The 20,628-nt window shown below is 53.7% G+C and carries 21 protein-coding genes; 8 read left to right on the top strand and 13 right to left on the bottom strand.

From position 1 onward, the window contains the following. Nucleotides 1–8 precede the first annotated feature (8 nt). The 12 genes from HS100_19650 to HS100_19705 form a co-directional block, all read right to left on the bottom strand. Complete coding sequence (locus tag HS100_19650; protein ID MBE7436140.1) at nucleotides 9–962, bottom strand: hypothetical protein; 954 nt, start codon at nucleotides 960–962, stop codon at nucleotides 9–11. Nucleotides 963–1,140: 178 nt separating this feature from the next. Then, nucleotides 1,141–1,305 (bottom strand): hypothetical protein, encoded by a 165-nt coding sequence (locus tag HS100_19655; protein ID MBE7436141.1) that lies wholly within the window; start codon nucleotides 1,303–1,305, stop codon nucleotides 1,141–1,143. Nucleotides 1,306–1,310: 5 nt separating this feature from the next. Beyond that, nucleotides 1,311–1,505 carry a hypothetical protein gene (locus HS100_19660; protein ID MBE7436142.1) on the bottom strand — a complete coding sequence of 65 codons (195 nt, stop codon included), beginning with the start codon at nucleotides 1,503–1,505 and terminating at the stop codon, nucleotides 1,311–1,313. Then, nucleotides 1,498–1,719, bottom strand: coding sequence for a hypothetical protein (locus tag HS100_19665; protein ID MBE7436143.1), 222 nt, complete (start codon nucleotides 1,717–1,719; stop codon nucleotides 1,498–1,500). Before HS100_19665 ends, HS100_19660 begins: the two co-directional genes overlap by 8 nt. Before the next feature lie 26 nt (nucleotides 1,720–1,745). Further along, on the bottom strand, nucleotides 1,746–3,395 hold the full coding sequence (locus HS100_19670) for an NAD(P)/FAD-dependent oxidoreductase (protein MBE7436144.1): 1,650 nt from the start codon (nucleotides 3,393–3,395) through the stop codon (nucleotides 1,746–1,748). Between the two features lie 18 nt (nucleotides 3,396–3,413). Next, nucleotides 3,414–4,085: a histidine phosphatase family protein gene (locus tag HS100_19675; GenBank protein MBE7436145.1), complete on the bottom strand. Its 672-nt coding sequence runs from the start codon at nucleotides 4,083–4,085 to the stop codon at nucleotides 3,414–3,416. Between the two features lie 230 nt (nucleotides 4,086–4,315). Further along, nucleotides 4,316–5,305, bottom strand: a complete 990-nt coding sequence (locus HS100_19680) for an aldo/keto reductase (protein ID MBE7436146.1) — start codon at nucleotides 5,303–5,305, stop codon at nucleotides 4,316–4,318. A 29-nt stretch (nucleotides 5,306–5,334) separates the two neighbouring features. Then, on the bottom strand, nucleotides 5,335–6,534 hold the full coding sequence (locus tag HS100_19685) for an SAM-dependent methyltransferase (GenBank protein ID MBE7436147.1): 1,200 nt from the start codon (nucleotides 6,532–6,534) through the stop codon (nucleotides 5,335–5,337). Between the two features lie 15 nt (nucleotides 6,535–6,549). Next, nucleotides 6,550–7,002 (bottom strand): lipoprotein, encoded by a 453-nt coding sequence (locus HS100_19690; GenBank protein MBE7436148.1) that lies wholly within the window; start codon nucleotides 7,000–7,002, stop codon nucleotides 6,550–6,552. Between the two features lie 12 nt (nucleotides 7,003–7,014). Beyond that, nucleotides 7,015–7,839 (bottom strand): endonuclease/exonuclease/phosphatase family protein, encoded by an 825-nt coding sequence (locus tag HS100_19695; GenBank protein ID MBE7436149.1) that lies wholly within the window; start codon nucleotides 7,837–7,839, stop codon nucleotides 7,015–7,017. Between the two features lie 80 nt (nucleotides 7,840–7,919). Further along, complete coding sequence (locus HS100_19700) at nucleotides 7,920–9,233, bottom strand: M20/M25/M40 family metallo-hydrolase (GenBank protein ID MBE7436150.1); 1,314 nt, start codon at nucleotides 9,231–9,233, stop codon at nucleotides 7,920–7,922. Nucleotides 9,234–9,598: 365 nt separating this feature from the next. Next, nucleotides 9,599–10,048, bottom strand: a complete 450-nt coding sequence (locus HS100_19705) for an endonuclease (protein MBE7436151.1) — start codon at nucleotides 10,046–10,048, stop codon at nucleotides 9,599–9,601. Nucleotides 10,049–10,263: 215 nt separating this feature from the next. On the opposite strand from HS100_19705, the gene HS100_19710 reads away from it, so the two are divergent. From HS100_19710 to sucD, 3 genes are all read left to right on the top strand, one after another. Then, a complete protein-coding gene (locus HS100_19710) occupies nucleotides 10,264–14,016 on the top strand; it encodes a TIGR03663 family protein (GenBank protein ID MBE7436152.1) in 3,753 nt (1,250 codons plus the stop codon). A 113-nt stretch (nucleotides 14,017–14,129) separates the two neighbouring features. Continuing rightward, the gene (gene sucC / locus HS100_19715; GenBank protein MBE7436153.1) at nucleotides 14,130–15,263 is read left to right on the top strand and encodes an ADP-forming succinate--CoA ligase subunit beta; all 1,134 of its coding nucleotides are present in this window, start codon (nucleotides 14,130–14,132) and stop codon (nucleotides 15,261–15,263) included. A gap of 101 nt (nucleotides 15,264–15,364) precedes the next feature. Beyond that, nucleotides 15,365–16,228 carry a succinate--CoA ligase subunit alpha gene (gene sucD, locus HS100_19720; protein ID MBE7436154.1) on the top strand — a complete coding sequence of 288 codons (864 nt, stop codon included), beginning with the start codon at nucleotides 15,365–15,367 and terminating at the stop codon, nucleotides 16,226–16,228. 109 nt (nucleotides 16,229–16,337) lie between these two features. Here the strand turns inward: sucD and acpP are convergent, their stop codons facing one another. Beyond that, nucleotides 16,338–16,574 carry an acyl carrier protein gene (gene acpP, locus HS100_19725; protein MBE7436155.1) on the bottom strand — a complete coding sequence of 79 codons (237 nt, stop codon included), beginning with the start codon at nucleotides 16,572–16,574 and terminating at the stop codon, nucleotides 16,338–16,340. A gap of 86 nt (nucleotides 16,575–16,660) precedes the next feature. Here acpP and HS100_19730 point away from each other — a divergent pair, with 86 nt between their 5' ends. Genes HS100_19730 through HS100_19750 form a run of 5 tightly spaced genes read left to right on the top strand, consistent with a single transcriptional unit; the run spans nucleotide 16,661 to nucleotide 20,620 of the window. Beyond that, nucleotides 16,661–17,686: a type 2 isopentenyl-diphosphate Delta-isomerase gene (locus HS100_19730; protein MBE7436156.1), complete on the top strand. Its 1,026-nt coding sequence runs from the start codon at nucleotides 16,661–16,663 to the stop codon at nucleotides 17,684–17,686. A 52-nt stretch (nucleotides 17,687–17,738) separates the two neighbouring features. After that, nucleotides 17,739–18,029 (top strand): hypothetical protein, encoded by a 291-nt coding sequence (locus tag HS100_19735; GenBank protein ID MBE7436157.1) that lies wholly within the window; start codon nucleotides 17,739–17,741, stop codon nucleotides 18,027–18,029. A 10-nt stretch (nucleotides 18,030–18,039) separates the two neighbouring features. Then, the gene (locus tag HS100_19740; GenBank protein ID MBE7436158.1) at nucleotides 18,040–18,942 is read left to right on the top strand and encodes a CoA transferase subunit A; all 903 of its coding nucleotides are present in this window, start codon (nucleotides 18,040–18,042) and stop codon (nucleotides 18,940–18,942) included. 13 nt (nucleotides 18,943–18,955) lie between these two features. Next, nucleotides 18,956–19,816: an alpha/beta hydrolase gene (locus HS100_19745; protein ID MBE7436159.1), complete on the top strand. Its 861-nt coding sequence runs from the start codon at nucleotides 18,956–18,958 to the stop codon at nucleotides 19,814–19,816. Between the two features lie 27 nt (nucleotides 19,817–19,843). Further along, complete coding sequence (locus tag HS100_19750) at nucleotides 19,844–20,620, top strand: CoA-transferase subunit beta (GenBank protein ID MBE7436160.1); 777 nt, start codon at nucleotides 19,844–19,846, stop codon at nucleotides 20,618–20,620. Nucleotides 20,621–20,628 lie beyond the last annotated feature (8 nt).

Consider the following 20,628-nt stretch of genomic DNA (forward strand, 5'->3'; position numbering starts at 1 on the left):
GTGTATACTCATTTGAAGAGCTTGCCTACCAATTCGGCGGCCTGCGTCAAGGCTGTAACAAGTCCAGCGGCAGATGTTACCCCTTCAATAAATGCCTTAGCCTCGTTTAGATGATCGATGACCGCCTTGGGATTGGGTTTTTCTTTTTTTGTTTCTTTTGTCGCTTGCAATAGATGATATTCTGCTTCTACAGCTTTTTCTTGTTCAATTGCTTTAGCATCTCTCGCTGTTTTTAGTTCTGCTTGAAGTTTCTCAAGTTGCTTTATGAAATCATCAATATTTTGCGAAGAGTTTATGTTTATATCCCCTACGGCGTTGTATTGATAATTCACTTTTTGACCTCGCTGATCGAATACAGACATAGCGCCTCCATCTTGAACATTGTAAATAACGACCGAAAGAAGATCACCAAGCTGAGAGTTAGAGGGCATCTCCACCTGAAAGTCCCACTTCTCATCAAGGGTTAAAACGAATTCGAGCAGTCTGTTTTTTACAGTATCTAATATCTGTTGAAAATGCTGGGAACGAATAGTGTATCGAATTTGAGCATAGACATATCCTTGGTCCCCAACGATATCATTTACCATCGCTGTTATTTCTGGGGGTATAAAAAAATTTAGATCAGGATTCAAGGAATATTCCTCAACAGTTTTTAATCCATTATATACTCTGTAAACTGTAATATATTCCTTTAATTTTTTATCGTCAATTTGCCATGTCGGAACTTGATGATTATTTACTCGCCAGTAACCATTCGTCCAAAGCCCTACACATGAAGTTTGAATTACTCGATAATCGGGCAAATTATCAGGTGATTTATATCCATTTAACTCCCCATTGATCCATTCCTTTAGTTTTTCACTCTTAAGTTGCGATGCAAGAATCAACGCTTTACGAAGAATGGTTGACAAAGGCGTTTTTTCACTAATTAAGTCAGTCTGTATTTGTTTTAGTATTTCCATTAATTTTTCCTTTGTCTTAATACCCGTCTTATAAACTAAGTTTATCACACATAATTTTTCATCCCCAATTTATTTGATATCCATCACCTCCTCTTCCCTCGCCCCCTCTCCACGCTTCATTTTTCACTTCAAATACGACGGCGCGCGGATGTGACCTCCGCCCGCAAGAACTGCTCGCTTATTTCAAAAGAGATTTGATCAAATCCCAAAGGTCGGGTGATTCCAGGGCATCCCCAAAATCCCTCACCCATTTTTCGATGCGCTCCATATCCAAGTTTGGATATTTATCCGCAATCGTCCGAATATCCTCCAAATCCTTGGGACGATAAGCAATTGCTTTCATAATTATCAAATCTTCGGGGGTTGGCAGGCGGACGGAAAGATTAGCGAAGGATCTAATATCGCTTCTTTCCACCATAAGCGCGGCTTGCCCAAAAAGCCAACAGCGATCCCGCCGATAATTACACCCCGATCGTCGAATTTATGCAGAAGCCGTTGAAGCGCTTCAAGGGAGGCGCGGAATGGCTCCAGGCTTTTATCCATTTTCATAGTGCGCCTTAATTTTTGCCCAACGCAAAATCACTTCCATTTCGCCATCATCTTCCTCCCGTTCGATCCCCGCTTCAATGGCAAAACGGACAATGGCATTCAGTTTTCGCCAGTGATCTTCCAATGTCATGGCGCGCAACTCCTGCCGTTCGAACTCCTCGACGGCTTTCCAGCGCTCCCTGTAAAAGTGAATATCACCGATTTCCATAGGTTAATTATACCGCTCCAACTTCCTCACACCTCCATCTCCTCCTCTTCCCTCGCCACTTCGCCTCGTTCCATCTTCCTCTTCAAAACCTCAGGCCACTCGGACGTGTCCTCCGCCTGCAAGAACAGCGGACCGCTTCCCCTCCCCGTCAACAAATCCCTCGCACGCGCATTCAACACCGCCTTCGCCGCGTCGACTCCCGAAGCCGTGACCCCTGCCACGCCGTGACTCATTGTGCTTTGCCCGCACAGGAACAGACCCTCGAACTCCGTCCGCGCCGTGAAGCCGAGCGGACCCACCTGCGATGGCGACTTCTCGATCCCGTATAAATTGCCGCGCGTCGCGTTGAGATAATGTTCATTCGTCAGCGGCGTGCCGAGACTGTAATACACGATCCGCTTGCTCAACCCAGGGATGCGCTTCTCCAACCCGCGCACCATGCGCCACGCCAGATCCTCTTTCATCGCGTCGTAGTCGGCGGGACGCGCGCCATAGCGGGTGTGCGCCCACTTCTCGAACGCCTCATAGCCCACGAACGCGAACGACTCGCAGGTATGATGTCCAGAGTGCATCTTGGATGGGTCTTTCAACGTCGTGGCAGTCAAAAACATTCCAGGCGGCATCTCCTCTCTCAGCAAAGCATCCGTGAGTCCGTCCGTGTAAATCTTGTCCACGTCCGCGTGGTCGTAGTACCACATGTTGCCCGAGTCGAGTCCCGCGCCATGCAAATCCATGTCCGTTGCGAAGAACAGGCTGAGGCACGACGTCGAATATCGGACAGAATCCACTTTCCGTTTGAGCCGAGCCGAGAGGTTCTCCCTCCCGATCAACTTGCCGAACGTCACTTCAGGATCCGCATTGGAGATGACCACGCCCGCGCGGATCTCCTCCCCCGATTCCAATTCGACGCCGATGGCTTTTCTCCCCTCCATTATTATCCGCTTCACGCGTGACTTGAGCCTGATCTGCCCGCCCGAGCGTTTCAGCCCCCGAACGAACGCGCGCGGAATCGTGAACGCGCCGCCCATCGGGTAGTATCCGCCATTGAGATAGTGATGGGTGATGCCCGCGTGCATGAACGCGCTCACCCGCGACGGCGGCAGTCCGTGGTCGCCCGATTGACCCGCCAGCACGCCGCGCAGCACGGGGTCGCTGACGTGCGCGTTGATCAAGTCCGCGCCCGTCGCACGCATCCACTTGACGACGTTGCCCATCCCCTTCGCCGCCGCCAACGGTTTATCCATCCTGCCGATGTTGCGAAGCCCCTCGATCATGTTCGTCAGGTCGTCGAAGTAACCGTCAATCCCCTGCGCCTCCTGCGGAAAACGACTCTTCAACCGCTCGATTAAATTTTCTTTTCCTTTGGGGAAATCCACCTGTTTATCACCAACGACGATGTGATCGTACCCATCGGGGTTGAGTTCGATAAACGCCATATCTTGCGACACATCCAGCCCATCGTAAATCCGACGCAAGCCCCCGCCCTCCTGCAAATCGCCGATGTAATGCACCCCAGGGCTGAACCGATACCCGTTCAACGTGAACGAATGTGTCCACCCGCCAGGTCGGTCGTGCTGTTCGAGAACGAGAACTTTCTTGCCAGCGCGTGCCAATGCAACGGCGGCAGTCAACCCTCCCGCGCCTGAACCGATCACAATTACATCGAAGTCTGTCATGGCGAACTCCATTATGCGCTATTTTTGATTTGGCGGGATGCCGGGCACGCGTGTAAGCGCCTCTTCACTCAGATGGCTGTAATTCGCCCAATCGATGAGTCTGCCCCGCAAGTTCCCATTTGCATCTTCGATCTCCAGTTCGGTGATGGCGCAGTTGTAATACTCGGCATTTTGCAGCCAGGACGCGTCCAGATCGGGGCACAGTTCACGCAATGTGGCGGTGAAGATCCCGGCATGTCCCACCAGGACCAGGGTCCGATCCGCTTTGCCTTCCAGCATCTTAATGAAACCGCGTCTTGTCCGCTCGCGAGCCGTGACATAATTCTCACCGCCTGGTACCGCCGCCTGCGCGTTTCCGGCAAACCATTCATTCACAACCCGGTGATAGACCGCCCACGCTTCCGCGCTGTAGTCCCCTCCATCCAGTTCGCCCACATCCACCTCGCGGAATTCGTCCAGCACGATCGGCTCCAGGGTCAACGCCGCCGCGATGATCTGCGCGGTCTCATGCGCTCTTTTCATTCCCGAACAATAGATGCCATCGACCCGTCTGCGCGCCAGATATTCGCCCGTCTCTCGCGCCTGCATGCGCCCGCGTTCCGTCAACGGACGGTCGACCTTCCTGTAGGAAAACTGCCGCGCCGCATTGTCCATCCCTTCCCCGTGCCTGATGAAATATACCCGGTTCAATTGGTTCCTCTTCGACACCTGCCGTTTATTGCAGATATGCCTCGGTGCGGGAATAAATTCCTGATTCCACAGCAGCTTCCACCCGCGCCCCAGCCGATGATGATCCCGTCATCATCCATGAAGCCCTCCCTTTCAATCAGGCTTCTTGTAATAGCTGCAACGTCCACCCCGCCCAAGACGGCGCTCCCGCCTTGGTCTTCAGCAGCGGGAGCGCTTATGCGATACACCCATTATTTTATTTGGTACTTCCCGACGATCGATCGAACTTCTTTAACCTGCGCCTCCGTGAGCGGACCGAACTCCATCGCCCTGGCATTATCCTCCACCTGTTTCACCGATTTGAATCCGGGGATCGGAACCATACGGTCGTCCAATGCCCAAATATAAGCCAGCGCTCCCTGCGCCATCGTCCGCCCGTTCGATGTAAGGATGTCTCGAAGTTCATCCACGAGCTGCAATCGTTTTGCGAATTCGGGGCTGGAAAAATCGGCGCGCGAACGGATATCGTTATCCGGGAATTTGGAGCCGGTATTGAACTTTCCCGTCAATACCCCGCGATTGAGCGGATCCTTGTTGATGCCAGCCAGGTCGAAGTCGGCGCATAATTTCCGCATATCCGTATTATCGTAGATGGCGTTCAAACGGAACTGGATCGACGTGCAATGCTCACCGACTGCGAACACCCGGGCGTTGTCGACGAGATCCGTGCTCCAGCCATACCAGCGAATCCTGCCGGAAGAAACCAGTTCCTCCAGAATGCCCCTCAGCTCCACCGCCAATTTTGGGTCGTAGCCGCCGTCATGCAATTGGTAGATGTCGATGTAGTCGGTTTGCAACCGGCGCAGGCTGTTCTCCACGTCGCTTCGCACGTTCTTCATGATCTGAGCCGAATCGCCGTATACGGTTTTCTTTTCTTCGTTGACGATGTGACCGAACTTGGTCGCGATCACGACCTTATCGCGTTTTCCTTTGAGCGCGCGTCCCAACACCACTTCGCTGTGTCCCGCTCCATAGTTGGCGGCGGTGTCGTATAAGTTAACGCCCAGGTCGATGGCGGCATGCACCGCCCGGATCGACTCCTCATCGTCTGTGCTGCCCCATCCAGCCGGGTAGGGTTCCTCCCCCGGCTGATCCCACGTCCACGGACCGCCGATCGCCCAGCACCCCATGCCCAAAGCGCTAACCTCCACCTTGCTCTTTCCCAGGACTCGTTTCAACATTTTTTCTCCTTTCAGTTTTTATTAAGACCCTAAAGATACTTTTCAAATTCATCCCCCAGCGTCCTTTCCAGATAAGGCGTGACCTGCCAGAAATCCTTTAACTTCCTGTATTCCTCCGACCAGCGTGCATTCTTTCCCGGCGCGGATGTCCTGACGGAACGGATCATCAAATTCTTTGCAGTATGCTCGATGGGAACGAATTGGGTCACGTCCGTTCGATACCCCATGATGCGCAGGATGGCGGCGCGGAACGTATCTGTGAGGATGTCGCCCATCCGCTCGAAAAGAATTCCGTGACCCAGCACCGACGCCATCGATTCCGGCAGGGAGGCATGAGCCATTTGCACCTGCAGTTCATGCTGGCAGCACGGCGCGCAGATGATGACCCTGCTCCCCCAACGGATTCCTTTTGCAATGGCGTCATCCGTGGCGGTGTCACAGGCATGCAGAGCGACGACGATGTCGGGAGCTGTCTGCGTTTGATATTCTTCGATGCGGCCTGTTTCAAATGACAATGAATCCCAGCCGAATTTATTAGCAGTTTCGCGATGTCGTGCGATCAGATCCGCTTTGAGGTCCACACCGACGACATAAGCGTCAAAGTTCAAGATGCGGCGAAGGTAATAATGGAGGGCAAAGGTCAAATGGGCGCTGCCACAGCCGAAATCCACGACGTGAAGCGGTTTTCCATCGAATCCTTGAAGAGCGTTCGTCTCCTCCACGAGCCGAAGGAATTCGTTGATCTGTGTGTACTTTCTCTGCATATCCGCCTTGATCCTGCCGTCGCGGGACAGGATGCCAACCGCTTCAAGGAATTGTTTTGAGTTCTCAGGGGTCAGAATCCGATTCTTCTCGCGGTTATGAGAGAGGTCCGGCGCCGAAGCGGGTTCTTTGGTTTTGTGCTCGCTAACGAGCGCCTTGCCTTTTTTCGAAAAATTGACCTGCAGAGCGCCTGAGGTGTTCTCGACCAGGATGTTTCGAAACGGCAGAGCCAGAACTTCATCCAGCTTTGCAGCGGATTCATCGAGGGTGAAATTTTTCGATACATCTTTCTTGTCATCGAAATACGAAAACTGCAAATGATACATCCCCTTGATCTCCACAGGGCGGATCATGACCTTGACCCATTGCAGATCCGTCCCCTTTTGCCGGCCTGTGAACACAGCCCTTACAAAAGAATCGCGGTCAAGAACGTGCTCGCGGACATTTCCAGCATAATGATCGTCCATATCGATGCCCGGTGTTTATTTCGTTACTAAAAATGACACGCGGTATTCCCCTTCTTCCATCCCGGATGCCGATGTCTGCGGGAACGGGAGAACGCCTCTCACGCGGATCAAATACCCATCGTGCTCCACCCGGTCTTGCATTCCCTCGAAGGGACCCTCCGGGACTCGCCCGTTCGTATCCGTAAAAGCTTGCAGGACGAATTCTTGTGAGACGCCGGATCCCACCCGGACCTCCATCGTTATTGTCACAGGTCCGCTTTCAGTACATTCAATATCCAATGGACAACGCCCATCTCCCGGCACGCTTATTAATGTGATGGATAGGTCAGTCCCATTAATTTCTGCCGTCTGCCCCGGCGCAAGCACGAATTCATTATCCAGCCCGCCAGTGACCGGCGGCGGAGGCGAAACGGTCTGACAGGCGCTCAACGCGGCAACAATCAATAATCTTGATATGCTCTTCTTCAAGCCGACTCCGATTTACACCTTATGAACTTCAAAATATAGGAGTGAATGATCTGAAAACTGTTTGATCCATTCGTCCTGTTCCTGTGTCGTTTTCTTTTCCGCCCAGCCTCGCACAGATACGTCGCTTCCATTGAATTGGGTGAACACAAGATGGTCCGCCGCGACGACATGATCGAGGTTGGAATTCGGGATGCTGGATTTGCTCCCGTTCGACCATGTGGCGGGAGCGGTTTTTGTCAGCAGACGCATCCCGCGTTTTTTTGCCTGCTTCGATAGTTTGGTCAACTCATCATCCGGCGAAATATCCCGGCCTTTGACGAATTTATATTCCATTCCCATCGTGTTGAGATCGCCGAGGAAAATGTAATTGGCAGATTCACCCCCGGCTTTCTTCGCGGCGCCATCCAAAGGTTTGCGGAAATCGACCGCGCGCAGCATCATGTCGTCGCGCAAGCCGAGCCCGCGCGGATCGTTTCCACTGGCTGTGTGCAGGAAGAGAAGCGGGTAATGCTTGCCAGCCACCGTAACGGTCAGTAAGGCTCCCGGTCTCATGGCGGTCGCTCCGGATTTGAATTCGATCTTTTGCGTGAAGAACGCCGTCAATCCCTGCCGGACGCCAAGGAGAATCTCCTGCACCTGCGGACCTTCCGTAATGTGGAAGGTGTAATCCTTCATGGTCTGGACCAATTCCTTGAAGACGACCGAACCTTCCACTTCGTAAAGGGCAAAAATATCCGGCTTTTGTTTCTTTAGGAAGGTCACAACGCGCTCGACCCGCGAACGGTCCTCCTTGAAATGCTCCACATTCCAGGATGCAACTGAAAACGCCTTCGCCATGGGTTCCTCCTTTGTTTTATGAGAACGACCAGAACAAACCAACAATCATTATAGCGATTCTTTTACGATCAACCCAATGCCTACCCGAATCGACTCAATGTCCTGTATATCGCCCGCGCGCCGAATTCGATCGCCGCGGCGGGGACGCGCTCGTCTGCGGCATGAATGATCTGCGAGAAGTTGAAATCCTCGGGCAGGGTCATGGGCAGGAAGCCGTAGGTTTGAATCCCCAGTTTCGATAAGAAGCGACCGTCGGTCACACCGCTCAACAATAAAGGAACCGGCACCCCCTGCGGGTCGGCTTCGCGCAGCACACCAGCCAGTTTGTTGAAGAGCGACATATCCGGTTCGGCGGGTCCCGCATCATAACGAAGCACTTCGAGTTGGACGTCCTTCTCGAGGATCGGCCTGAGTTCGTCCATCATATCCTCCGGTTTGAATCCCGGAAGAAGACGCCCGTCCAATTCGACCGATACTTCGCCGGGAATGACGTTGACCTTGTCACTGCCGTGCAAAATCGTCGGGCTTACCGTATTGCGAAACAGGGGCTTGAACGTCCGCCCGCGTTCGCCGAGAATCCTCAAAATGAAATCCGTCAGCGCAGGGTTTGCCAAACGGCCGAGGACCAAGCCTTGAGGTCCGCCCAGAGCCGCAGCCATTGCTTCGACCATCATCCGCGCGGGAGGAGTCACATGCACCGGCAGATTTTTTTCGTCCAAAGCCTTGAGGAGTCTGGATAACTTCGCCATCGCACCGCCCCTCACAGGGAGCGATCCATGCCCGCCCGCGCCATGCACGGTGGCTTTCATCCAGCATATTTGTTTTTCAGAGATCATGACCGGATAGAAACGCTTCCCACCGATGGTCATCGAAAAGCCGCCGAATTCGCCGAGCGCGTACCGGATGTCCTTGAATAACCCGGGATGCTCCTCGACCAAAAATTTTGCGCCGAAATTGCCGCCCGCCTCTTCATCGCTGACGATGGCAAGCACAACGTCCCCGGGCGGACGCAAGCCCTCGGCGCTTGCGCGCAAAAATGCCGCCAGCATCATGGCGACCCCGCCCTTCATATCCAAGGCGCCGCGACCCCAAACATAACCGTCGATAAGTTTTCCATCGAAGGGCGGCTGCTGCCAGGGCTGTTTTTCCGTCGTCACAACATCGACGTGCCCGTATATCAACAACGGCGGTGCCCTGCCTTCACCCGGCAACCGGGCGATGAGGTTGGGACGGTTCGGGTCTTTGGCGATCAATGTGGATTCAATTCCCGCCTCATCAAGCAACTCCCGGATGTAGCCGATGCACGCCGCTTCATTCCCCGGCGGATTCGTGGTGTTAAAGCGAATCAACCGCTGCAAGATCTCAACCGGATGTTCATACAGAGTTTGCGGCATGGCGGCCTCCTTGTTGCTCGACCTTGTGTTTTATTATATGCCAAAGGACGGAAAATACCCGCAAAACACGCCTCGATCTGGATTTTCCATTACATCATCCTGCGCGTCGTCATAAAAACACAAAGACCATGCTTTCGCATGGTCTTTGTAGTAGCGGGGGCAGGACTTGAACCTGCGACCTTCGGGTTATGCATACCACTTCGGCTTTCGCCGCCTGAACAAACAGTTTGTGGTCTGGACTTTCTCTTCACCCTCAGCACGACCTGATAGGGTGCCTGCCATTAAGTCTCTACACCTTTTCCGCCAAAGACGGAACTTGGCTCGGGATTACCACCTTGGGAGGCTTCCCCGAATTTGACAGGAGTTCACGAACAAGTTTCCTCATTCGCAGCCCATTGCAGGATTAACTCCCAAGCGTCTCGATACTCGAAAGATCTTGGTTTGCGTTGGCGCTTGTCAGCTTCGACCATGTGGATTTCACTGCCGTAGCTGATGAATACGTCCACTGGAAATATATAAAACAAACTGCAGTCTGGCAAGTAGGCAAGCGCAAAATCGAAATCGTCTTCATCATAATCGTCCCGGACCATTTGACGGCGATTCGTTTTTGTTCGACGATTATCGATGACATAATTCTCAGACGATTCGTCAAACCAGGCGCATTTGACCTGCACTTTCACCAAGGTCCCTGAAATATCAAAAACAAGGTCGTAAGGCATGCTATCACCTACCGGGTGAAGAACACCCCAGCCACGTTTTAATGCTTCAAGGATTGCAGCCTGCTCTGCAATATTTCCTTTGTGTTTCGTATTCATTTGTTAATCGCTCCTGCGGATTGAGCCCGACGAGCTGCCACTGCTCCACCCCGCATCGTAATTTGAAGCCCGCCGATGTTACCAAGTAATAAAGGAAAAGTCAAGCAGCACTATCGCGCCCTGTTATAATTTCCTCTCACGCCGGATTAAACATTCGGGAATATCATTCAAAGATTATCATCTCACAAATCCCACGCCAAACAAGGTGCTTCTAAATGGAATCGAAACGCAACTGGCTCGACCGTCCCATTCACCCTGCGCTCCCCGCCGTCACGAACGAGATCCTGATCTTCGGGCTGGTGATCCTGCTTGCCATCGCCACCCGTTTTTATGATCTCGGCTCACGCGTGATGAGTCACGACGAAAGCCTGCATACCTATTTCTCCTGGCTTTTATACCGCGGGCAGGGCTACGAACACTCGCCCATGATGCACGGTCCCCTGCAATTCCATCTGATCGCCCTGTCTTATTTCCTGTTCGGCGCAAGCGATTTCACCGCCCGCATCCCGGCTGTGCTGTTCAACATCGCCACCGTGTGGATGGTCTGGTACTGGCGCAGGTATCTCGGTAAATGGGGTGTGCTAATCGCAGGTCTCCTGCTCGCCATATCGCCCTACATGCTGTATTACGGGCGTTATGTGCGCAACGAATCCTTCGTCGGCTTCTCCGGCATCCTCATGCTATACGCCATTCTTCGCCATCTCGAGGTTGGCGGCAGAAAATATCTCTACTTTGTCACACTCGCCCTGCTGATTCACTTCACGGCAAAGGAAACCTCCTTTATCTACACAGCCCAGGCACTGCTTTACCTCGCCATCTACTTTATCGTCCAGGTCTCCCGCACCCCGTGGAAGGGCGCGAAAGGAGACTACCGGGCTTTTATCATCGCTCTTAGCATAACGATCCTTCTCACCGGATGGGCGGTCGGCTACGGCCTGTACACGCGGGGAACCGAAACGATCACCGGAACCGAAACCGCGCTGCCCGCCAACCCCGAAGCCGCGCCTCCCACTCCGTCCGAGCCTGTCGACATTACCCTGACCTTTCTCTTCGCCGCAATCGCAGTGATTTCTTTCATTGTCACGGCGTTTTTTCTGATCCGCGGTTATACATGGGAGCGTTTGCGAAACAATCGATCCTTCGAACTCTTGATGGTGTTCGGCACCATCGTCCTGCCGCAATTATCCCCATTCCTGATCGACCTGACGGGCATTGTGATCCCCACCACCGCACCGGAAATCAACGCGCTTGCCGGCAATTGGCGATCCATCCTGATCATCGCTGCCTGCCTGTTGCTTTCTTTTGCCCTGGCCATTGCCGCAGGCTTGATCTGGAATCGCTCGAAATGGTGGAAGGCTACACTGATCTTCTGGATTCCTTTCACGATCCTATACACTACATTCTTCACCAACCCCAACGGTTTCTTTACCGGGGCAATCGGCTCGCTTGGGTATTGGCTCGTCCAACACGGTGTGGAGCGCGGAAGCCAGCCGCCGTATTATTACGTGTTGGTGCAGATTCCCGTTTACGAATTCCTCCCGGCGCTTGGGTTGATCCTCGCCATCATTCTCGGCATCCGGCGAAGAGTTACCCTGCCCAAGGCATGGGAGGAAGACATGATCGACGGCACACTCGACGGGAACTGGGAAGCGAACAAGTCCCCGTCACCGGTGGAGCAGGAAACCTACACCCGCGAAATGAACTTCGTCAATATGTTCAGCCTCCTGATCTGGTGGAGTATCATGAGCATCGCCTCTTTTTCGATCGCGGGCGAGAGAATGCCCTGGCTTACCTTTCATATGACCTGGCCCATGATCCTCATCACCGGCTGGGCGCTCGGCCGGTTGATCGAAATCACGGACTGGGAATCCTTGAAGCAGAAAAAATTCCTCTCAGGGTTGGCTGCCGTGGCGGTTTTCATTATTTCCGGAGCCAACGTGATCTACGCCTGGAATTCCCCGATGCGCCCCTTCCAGGGAACTTCGCTGGAACAATTGCAGGCAACCAATCTATTCCTGCTGCCGCTGCTGGTCTTGATCCTCAGCGCGGCCGCCGCCGTCTATTTCATGCGTGAGTGGGCAATGCGGGAAGTTCGTCACATTTTCACCCTTGTTTTGTTCGGCTTCCTTGCCGTGTTTACTGTCCGCGCTTCGTTCCGGGCAGCCTATATCACCTACGACCAGGCGACTGAGTTTCTCGTTTACGCCCACGGCGCGACCGGGATCAAGGAAATCATGCAACAGGCGGAGGAGATCTCCCTGCGTACCACCGGCGATCTGAGCATGCCCATCGCCTACGACGCCTCCGCACCGGATACTGGCGTTTCATGGCCCTTCGTCTGGTATCTGCGCGATTTTACAAACCAGCGTTCCTTCGATCAGCCCACGCGTTCGCTTCGGGAATCGGTGGTGATCGTCGTCGATGAAAAGAATTTCGACAAGATCGATCCCGCCATTGGACCCGGCTACTTCCGCGTGGATTACATCCGTATGTGGTGGCCCATGCAGGATTACTTCGGCCTGGTCAGCGACCGCGGAATCTACCTCCTCGGCATAGATCCGAATTTTTCAGACGAATTGAATGCCGGTCAAATCCCTGTTGAAGTGCGCGAGCAGTTCAATTTAATAGGCGCTCCTCTCTCGGAAAACGCAGCCGTAACGAAAAAACGCACCGGCTTGCGTTGGGAGATCACCGACGGCGCAAAGAAATACTATGTTCGAAAAGAGGAGCAAAATCTTGGTGTTTATTATTACGAAGACTTTCCCGAAGGCTATGCCTGCACCGGCATATTCAGCATCCTTAAACTTAACCGATTCAAGGACTATTCCCGATTCTGCGAAGGCTTTACCAATCCACAAATTCGCGCTGGGATACTTCAGATCTGGATGAACCGGGATTACACCCTGTATGCGCAAGCCAAAGGCCGTTCTGATCTGACTCTCGCCACCTGGCAGCCGGCGGATCAAATGCGGCTATACATCCGCAAGGATGTGGCGCAGCAGATCTGGAATTACGGGGTGGCGCCGAGCGGTGATACGGCAGTCGAAGATCCCACGGAAGGGAAGTACACTGTTATTTCTTCAGACCTGATATTCGACGGAACCCAGGCGGAACCCATCGTCCTTAATGCGCCCCGCGCGCTTGCGTTCGCCCCAAATGGAACTTTTTACGTCGCTGACTCACGCAATCACCGCATCCTGCACATCGACCAGCAGGGAAAAATATTGCATCAATGGGGCACCTATGCAGACGGGGTAAGCGTTCCCGTCGGTGATGGGACCTTCAACGAACCCTGGGGCATTGCAGTCGGACCAGACGGTTCGGTGTATGTCGCCGACACTTGGAATCACCGCATCGAAAAATTCACGGCGGAGGGAAGGTTCCTGAAAGCCTGGGGCAGCTTCGGTCAGGGAAACGAGGCGACCCTGTTTTACGGTCCGCGGGGACTGGCAGTGGATTCCGAAGGAAGGGTCTACGTCACTGATACAGGCAACAAGCGTATCGTCATCTTCGACAAGGATGGCAACTACATCACTGAATTCGGCTCGGCGGGTTTCGACCCCGGGCAATTCGACGAACCGACCAGCATTGCCATCGACCGGAACGGAACAGTTTATGTCGCCGATACGTGGAACCAGCGCATCCAGACCTTCAAGAGGGTTGATTCCACGGACTCGCTTTCGTTCGTCCCCGATCAACAATGGGATGTCTTCGGCTGGTTCGGGCAATCGCTCGACAATAAACCCTTCATCGCCGTCAATGACGACCTGCACGTTTTCATCACCGATCCAGAAGGTTATCGCGTGATGGAATTCGATCCGAGGGGGACGATCGTCCGCGTGTGGGGCGATTACGGAAATACGTATACCGGCTTCGGGCTTGCTTCCGGTATCGCCATCGATCCGGAGGGAAAGGTTTGGGTGACGGACGGAGCCTTCAACCGAATCATGAGATTCACTCTCCCGTAAGCATACAGACCTGACAGGTTTCAGAAACCTGTCAGGTCTTTTTATTTTGTCCATTTTTTTCTGGTGTATAATGCCCGTGCTTTACGGCAAAAAAATCCCCTCGAGGGAGAATAATGAAACTTCACGAATACCAATCCAAGAACATTTTTTCAAAGTTCGGCATCCCAATTCCCAAGGGACGCGTTGCGGCTACCGCTCAGGAAGCGAAACAGATCGCAGAAGAGCTCGGTGGTCGCGTTGTTATTAAATCCCAGGTGCTGGTGGGCGGGCGGGGCAAAGCCGGTGGTGTCAAACTCGCCAAGGATTCTGCAGAAGCGGAGCAACTGGCGACCCAGATCCTCGGCATGGATATCAAAGGGCTTCCCGTCCGAAAAGTACTCGTGGATGAAGCCTCGGCAATCGACCAGGAAATTTATTTTGCGATCACCGACGACCGCGCGGCAAAGAAGCCGGTCCTGATCGCTTCGGCGGCCGGCGGTATCGATATCGAAGAAGTCGCTGTCAAAACGCCGGAGAAGATCATCAAGGTGAATATCGATCCGCTTTTGGGATTGCGCGAATACCAGGCGCGCGATGTGGCGGTCTCGATCGATCTGCCGCGCGATTACTGGAAGGATTTCACCAAGATCGCTATGGGATTGTGGCAGGTGTATCAAAGCACCGATGCGTCACTTGCGGAGATCAATCCGCTGGTCATCACCAAAGATAAGAAGATGATCGCACTCGACGGCAAAATGATGATCGACGATAACGCGCTCTTCCGCCAGCCGGAACTCGCCGAAATGCGTGACACGGATGAAGACGCCCCGGCCGAGATCGAGGCGCGAAAGTATGGGCTCTCGTTCATCAAACTGGACGGGGATATCGGCTGCATGGTCAACGGGGCGGGTCTGGCGATGACCAGCATGGACGTGATCAAACTCTTCGGGGGCGAACCCGCCAACTTCCTCGATGTGGGAGGCGGAGCCGGGTCTGAGAAAGTCGCCGCCGCCATGCGCATCATCCTCACCGACCCGAATGTTAAGGCGGTCCTCTTCAATATCTTCGGCGGCATCACCCGCTGTGACGAAGTGGCGCGCGGAATTTTGGCTGCGATGGACGAAGTCAAACCGAAGGTGCCGATGGTCGTACGGCTCGTCGGGACGAACGCGGAAGAAGGGCGGCGCCTCCTGGAAAAGGCGAACATGATCACCGCCGAAACTCTGGCGGATGCGGCAAAGAAGGCAGTTGCGGCGGCGAGGAATTAAATGTCATTCCGAGTAGCGAAGCGACGAAGCAATCTCATTTTTAACCGGCAGATTGTTTCATGGCGCAAGGCGCCATTCGCAATGACATTGGAGAACATTAAATGAGCATTCTTGTAGATAAAAACACCCGCCTTCTCGTGCAGGGAATTACCGGGAACGAAGGTTTATTCCACACCACACAAATGGCAGCCTACTCGAATATCGTTGTAGGCGGCGTGACTCCCGGCAAAGGCGGTGAATGGGTTCTGGATGGAAAGATCCCCGTTTTCGATTCGGTTAAATCTGCGAAGGAAGCCACGGATGCAAATACGTCCATCATATTCGTCCCGGCACGCTTCGCCCCGGATGCGATGTTCGAAGCCGCGGACGCGGGAATCCCGCTCATCGTCTGCATCACCGAAGGTGTTGTGATTCACGACATGATGCGCGTACGTAATTATCTCGACCAGAAGAACGTCCGCCTTGTCGGACCGAACTGCCCCGGCCTGCTCACCCCCGGTGAAGCCAAAGTGGGAATCATCCCCGGCGATATTGCCATTCCCGGCAACGTCGGCGTCGTGTCGCGCTCCGGCACGTTGACCTACGAAGTACTGTACGCGATGAAAAATCTCGGGATGGGCGCAACCACCTGCGTCGGAATCGGAGGCGACCCGGTCAACGGCACGAACTTTACCGATGTTCTCGAAATGTTCGAGCACGATCCCAAGACCGAGAAGGTCATCATGATCGGCGAGATCGGCGGGAACGAGGAAGAGAAAGCCGCGGAGTTCATCCGCACCAAGATGACAAAACCCGTCGCATCGTTCATCGCCGGTCAGACCGCCCCTCCCGGAAAACGCATGGGCCACGCCGGAGCCATCATCGAGGGCGGAGCCGGAACCGCCGCAGACAAGATCAAAGCGCTTGAAAAGGCTGGCGTGAAAGTTGCGAAGCACCCGGAAGAAATTCCCACCCTCCTGCAATGATTTTGTTGGGGCGCGGTAACCCCGGCAATTTTTATCAATCAATTCCCATCAAGAATCATAAAGAGCCGCCCGGCATGGGCGGCTCTACGGTTATAATCCCAAAAATCAATTACTTGCGATTCGCGTCGATGTATTTGACCGCTTCGCCGACCGTCGTGATCTTCTGGGCGTCTTCGTCGGAGATCTCCGCGCCGAACTTGTCTTCGAACGCCATGATCAACTCGACAAGATCGAGCGAATCCGCTTCGAGTTCCTCGCGGAAGCGCGCTTCCATCGTGATCTTTCCCTCGTCCACGTTAAGCAGGTCCTTGATGATCGTTTTCAATTCATTGTATGTGTCTGACATGACATCCTCCAGTTGGATTTTGATGAAAATTGTAATCTCATGGCTTGCACTGTCAAGCCGTCAATCAATCACAGGAACACCCCCTCATGACAAAAGTTGCGCCGATAGACCAACGGAAAGCCGACCACATTAAAATCAACTTAGAGCAGGATGTCCGCTCTGCGCTGACGACCGGACTGGAGAATTATCGCTTCATCCATGAAGCCCTGCCCGAAGTGGGCCTGGACCGGCTCGACACAAGCCTGAACCTGTTCGGAAAGACCCTGAGCTCTCCCATCCTTGTGAGTTCGATGACCGGCGGCACGGACGAAGCCGAAACCATCAACCTGCGCCTCGCTGAAGCGGCGCAAGAAATGAACATCGCGATGGGGGTCGGCAGCCAGCGCGCCGCCATCGAACATCCTGAGCAGGCAAGAACTTTCCAGGTACGCCGCGCCGCCCCGGACATTTTGTTATTTGCCAATCTTGGGGCAGTTCAATTCAATTACGGCTACGGCATCGACGAATGCCGCAAAGCCGTGGATATGATCCAAGCGGATGCGCTTTATCTGCATCTTAATCCGCTTCAAGAAGCCGTGCAGGACGCGGGCGATACAAATTGGGTTGGTATTGCCAAAAAAATCGAAGAGGTTTGCAAGAAACTTGAAGTCCCTGTCATTGCCAAAGAAGTTGGCTGGGGTATTTCAGAGAAGACCGCCAAACTCCTCGCCGATTGCGGAGTATCCGCGATAGATGTCGCAGGCGCGGGCGGGACATCGTGGTCGCAAGTGGAAATGCACCGCGCGCCAGACGAGTTCACCCGTCAACTCGCTGCCACTTTCGTTGGCTGGGGAATTCCAACTTCTGATTCAATCTTGAATGTCAAGACTGTCGTTCCTGAGATGACCATCTTCGCCAGCGGCGGTCTCAAAGACGGACTCGACATCGCAAAGTGCATCGCCCTCGGCGCAACCCTCGGCGGCATGGCAGGTCAGTTCTTGAAAGCCTCAGCGGTTTCATCGGAAAGAGCGGTCGAAATGATGAAGCTGACGAAGAGACAGATCGAAGTGACAATGTTCGCCTGCGGGGCAGAATCATTAACCGAGCTTGCAAAAAGAATCATATCTCCCTGAAAAGGGAGATTTTATATTAAAGTCCACCTGGCCCTTGCGGTAAAATATCAGCATGCAAAACGACGACCCGATCGAGGTGCGCGTTGGCACGTTTTTCGTAGTGATGGGAATGGGGATCTTTCTGCTGTTCGTCGTGTCGGACGTGGCAGACATGGTCGAGTTCGATTACTTCTTCGTCTCGGTCGTCCTGCTGGCAATCGGGTATTACTTCCGCAGAAAGAAAGCCCCACCTCCCCCGGCAAACCGGTTTGCCTGGTTCAAAGGCACCTTGGGCAAGTTTAGGGGTTTTGGCAGACCCAAAGGCAAAGGCGGCGGAAAAGGTAAACAGGAAAGTGAAGAATAAGATCATTCATATGAGCAAATTGATTCCAATCAAAAAAGCGATCGCAGATTTCGTCACCGACGGCGATGTGGTTTATGCCGCCGGGTTCACCCATTTGATCCCCTTCGCCGCCGGGCATGAGATCATCCGGCAGGGGAAGAAGAATCTCACCCTCGCGCGCGCCACCCCGGATTTGATCTACGACCAGATGGTCGCGGCGGGATGCGCGAAAAAGGTCATCTTTTCCTACATGGGGAATCCCGGAGTCGGTTCCCTGCGCATCGTGCGCGGAGCGATCGAACGCGGCGAATTGGAATGGGAGGAATATTCCCACTTTGGCATGATCACCCGCTTACAGGCGGGCGCCTCGGGACTTCCCTTTTTGCCGATGAATCAGACCGGAGCCGAGGATTTGGAGAAGGTCAACCCACGCATCAAACGCATCCCTGACCCGTACGGCGGAAAAGATGTGATCGTCGTCCCGGCTCTCAATCCGGATGTCGCCATTGTACACGTTCAACGCGCCGATAAAAACGGTAACGCTCATCTCTGGGGAATCATCGGCGAGCAGAAGGAAGCCGCCTTCGCTTCAAAGAAAGTCATCCTCACCGCCGAAGAAATCGTCGACGAATCCGTCATCCGTTCCGACCCGAACCGGACGATGATCCCGGGAATCGTTGTCAGCGCGGTCTGTCATGTGCCGTTCGCCAGCCATCCCTCCTACTCGCAGGGGTATTACGACCGCGACAACGAGTTCTATCTTGCGTGGGATAAGATCAGCGAGTCGAAGGAACTGACACAGAAGTATCTCGATGAATGGGTCTTCGGAGTAAAAGATCGTAACGCGTATTGGAAGAAACTCGGTGAAAAGACCCATAAACGTTTAAAGGTCAAGGCGCAATACAGCGACAGGATCAATTACGGAAAGTACTAGCATGGAATAGCGGATGAATCACTTCGACCTCGGCGGGAATGGCGCGCCGCTTCACTTCCTTCACGCGAACGGCTACCCGCCCGAATGTTATCATCCATTATTCGAACATTTACAAAAGAATTATCGCGTCTTTGGGATGAAACTCCGTCCGCTGTGGGAGGGAGCGTCGCGGGAGGGATTGAAAGATTGGCGTCCCTACTCAGGCGACTTGCTGAAATTCCTATCCGTTTACCCTTCGTCCACACAGGGCTTCGCTCAGGGCGGCAGGGTCATCGGCGTTGGTCATTCCATCGGCGGAGTCGTCACCCTGAGGGCGGCAATGCGCGAACCGGAAAAATTTCGAGCTCTCGTCCTGCTCGACCCGGTATTGTTCGTTCCGCCATTCATGACTGCGTGGAATCTTGTCCGCGCCATTGGCTTGGGCGAACGAACGCATCCATTGATCTCTGCCGCAAAAAAACGGAGACGCGTGTTCGACGACCTTGGCCTGGTTTTCGAAAGATATCGCAAACGGGATGTTTTTCGTTACATGAACGACGAAAGCCTGAAAACTTACATCAAAGGCATTACCAAGCCCAAACCGGACGGTGGTTACGAACTGGTTTATTCGCCTGAGTGGGAAGTTCACATCTACCTGACCGGCTTGCGCGACTTCGATCTGTGGCGTAATCTCCCCCGCTTCGAAGTGCCAACCTTGATCATTCGCGGCGCAGAAACGGATACATTTTTGGAAGATGCAGAAAAACTGGTTAAAAAGGAAAACCCTGGGGTACGGATAATCACCATGGAAAAAGCAACTCACCTCCTGCCGCTCGAGCATCCGCAAGAGGTGGCGCAAATCATAGATAATTTTGTCAGACCTGACAGGATTTGAAATCCTGTCAGGTCTGTAGGAGAAAAGATGCCCGAACTTAAATATTCCTCCGCCGAATTGATGATCATCAACGCATCGCGCCTCCTGCGGGACGGTGACGTGGTTTTCGTCGGCGTCGGTCAACCCAACCTGGCCTGCAATCTCGCCAAACGGACTCATGCGCCCAACCTCGTGATGATCTATGAAGCGGGCGTGATCGGCGCGGAACCCGCCCGCCTGCCGCTATCCATTGGCGACCCGACCCTCGTCAGCGGATCCCTTTCGGTGGTGAGCATGTACGACATATTTACGAATTACCTGCAACGGGGCAACGTGGATGTAGGCTTTATGGGCGGCGCGCAGATCGATAGATACGGAAACATAAATGCGACTACAATCGGGGATTATACGCATCCAAAAGTCCGCCTGCCCGGCTCCGGCGGTTCGCAGGAGATCGCCGCCTGGGCAAACCGCTGCTACATCATGACCCCGCACCAGAAACGCCGTTTCCCCGAAAGAGTGGAGTTCATGACCTCGGCGGGTTTCATTGACGGCAAAGACGCGCGCGAAAAACGAGGGCTTCGCGGGGGCGGGATGCTGGCGGTTGTCACAGATATCGGTATTTTGGAGCCGGATGATTCAGGGGAGATGACGCTCACGGCTTTGCACACAGGCCGAACGGCGGATGAGGCGAAAGCCAACACAGGCTGGGACCTTAAAGTGGCGTCATCACTAAAAACGACTGAAGAGGTTACAAAGAAAGAGTTGAAAATCCTTCGAGAGGAACTGGATCCTACCGGCATTTATCTCAAAAGCGCCGCGTAAAATCCCGA

It is taken from the genome of Anaerolineales bacterium (assembly GCA_015075725.1).
Classification (GTDB): Bacteria; Chloroflexota; Anaerolineae; order Anaerolineales; family Villigracilaceae; genus Villigracilis.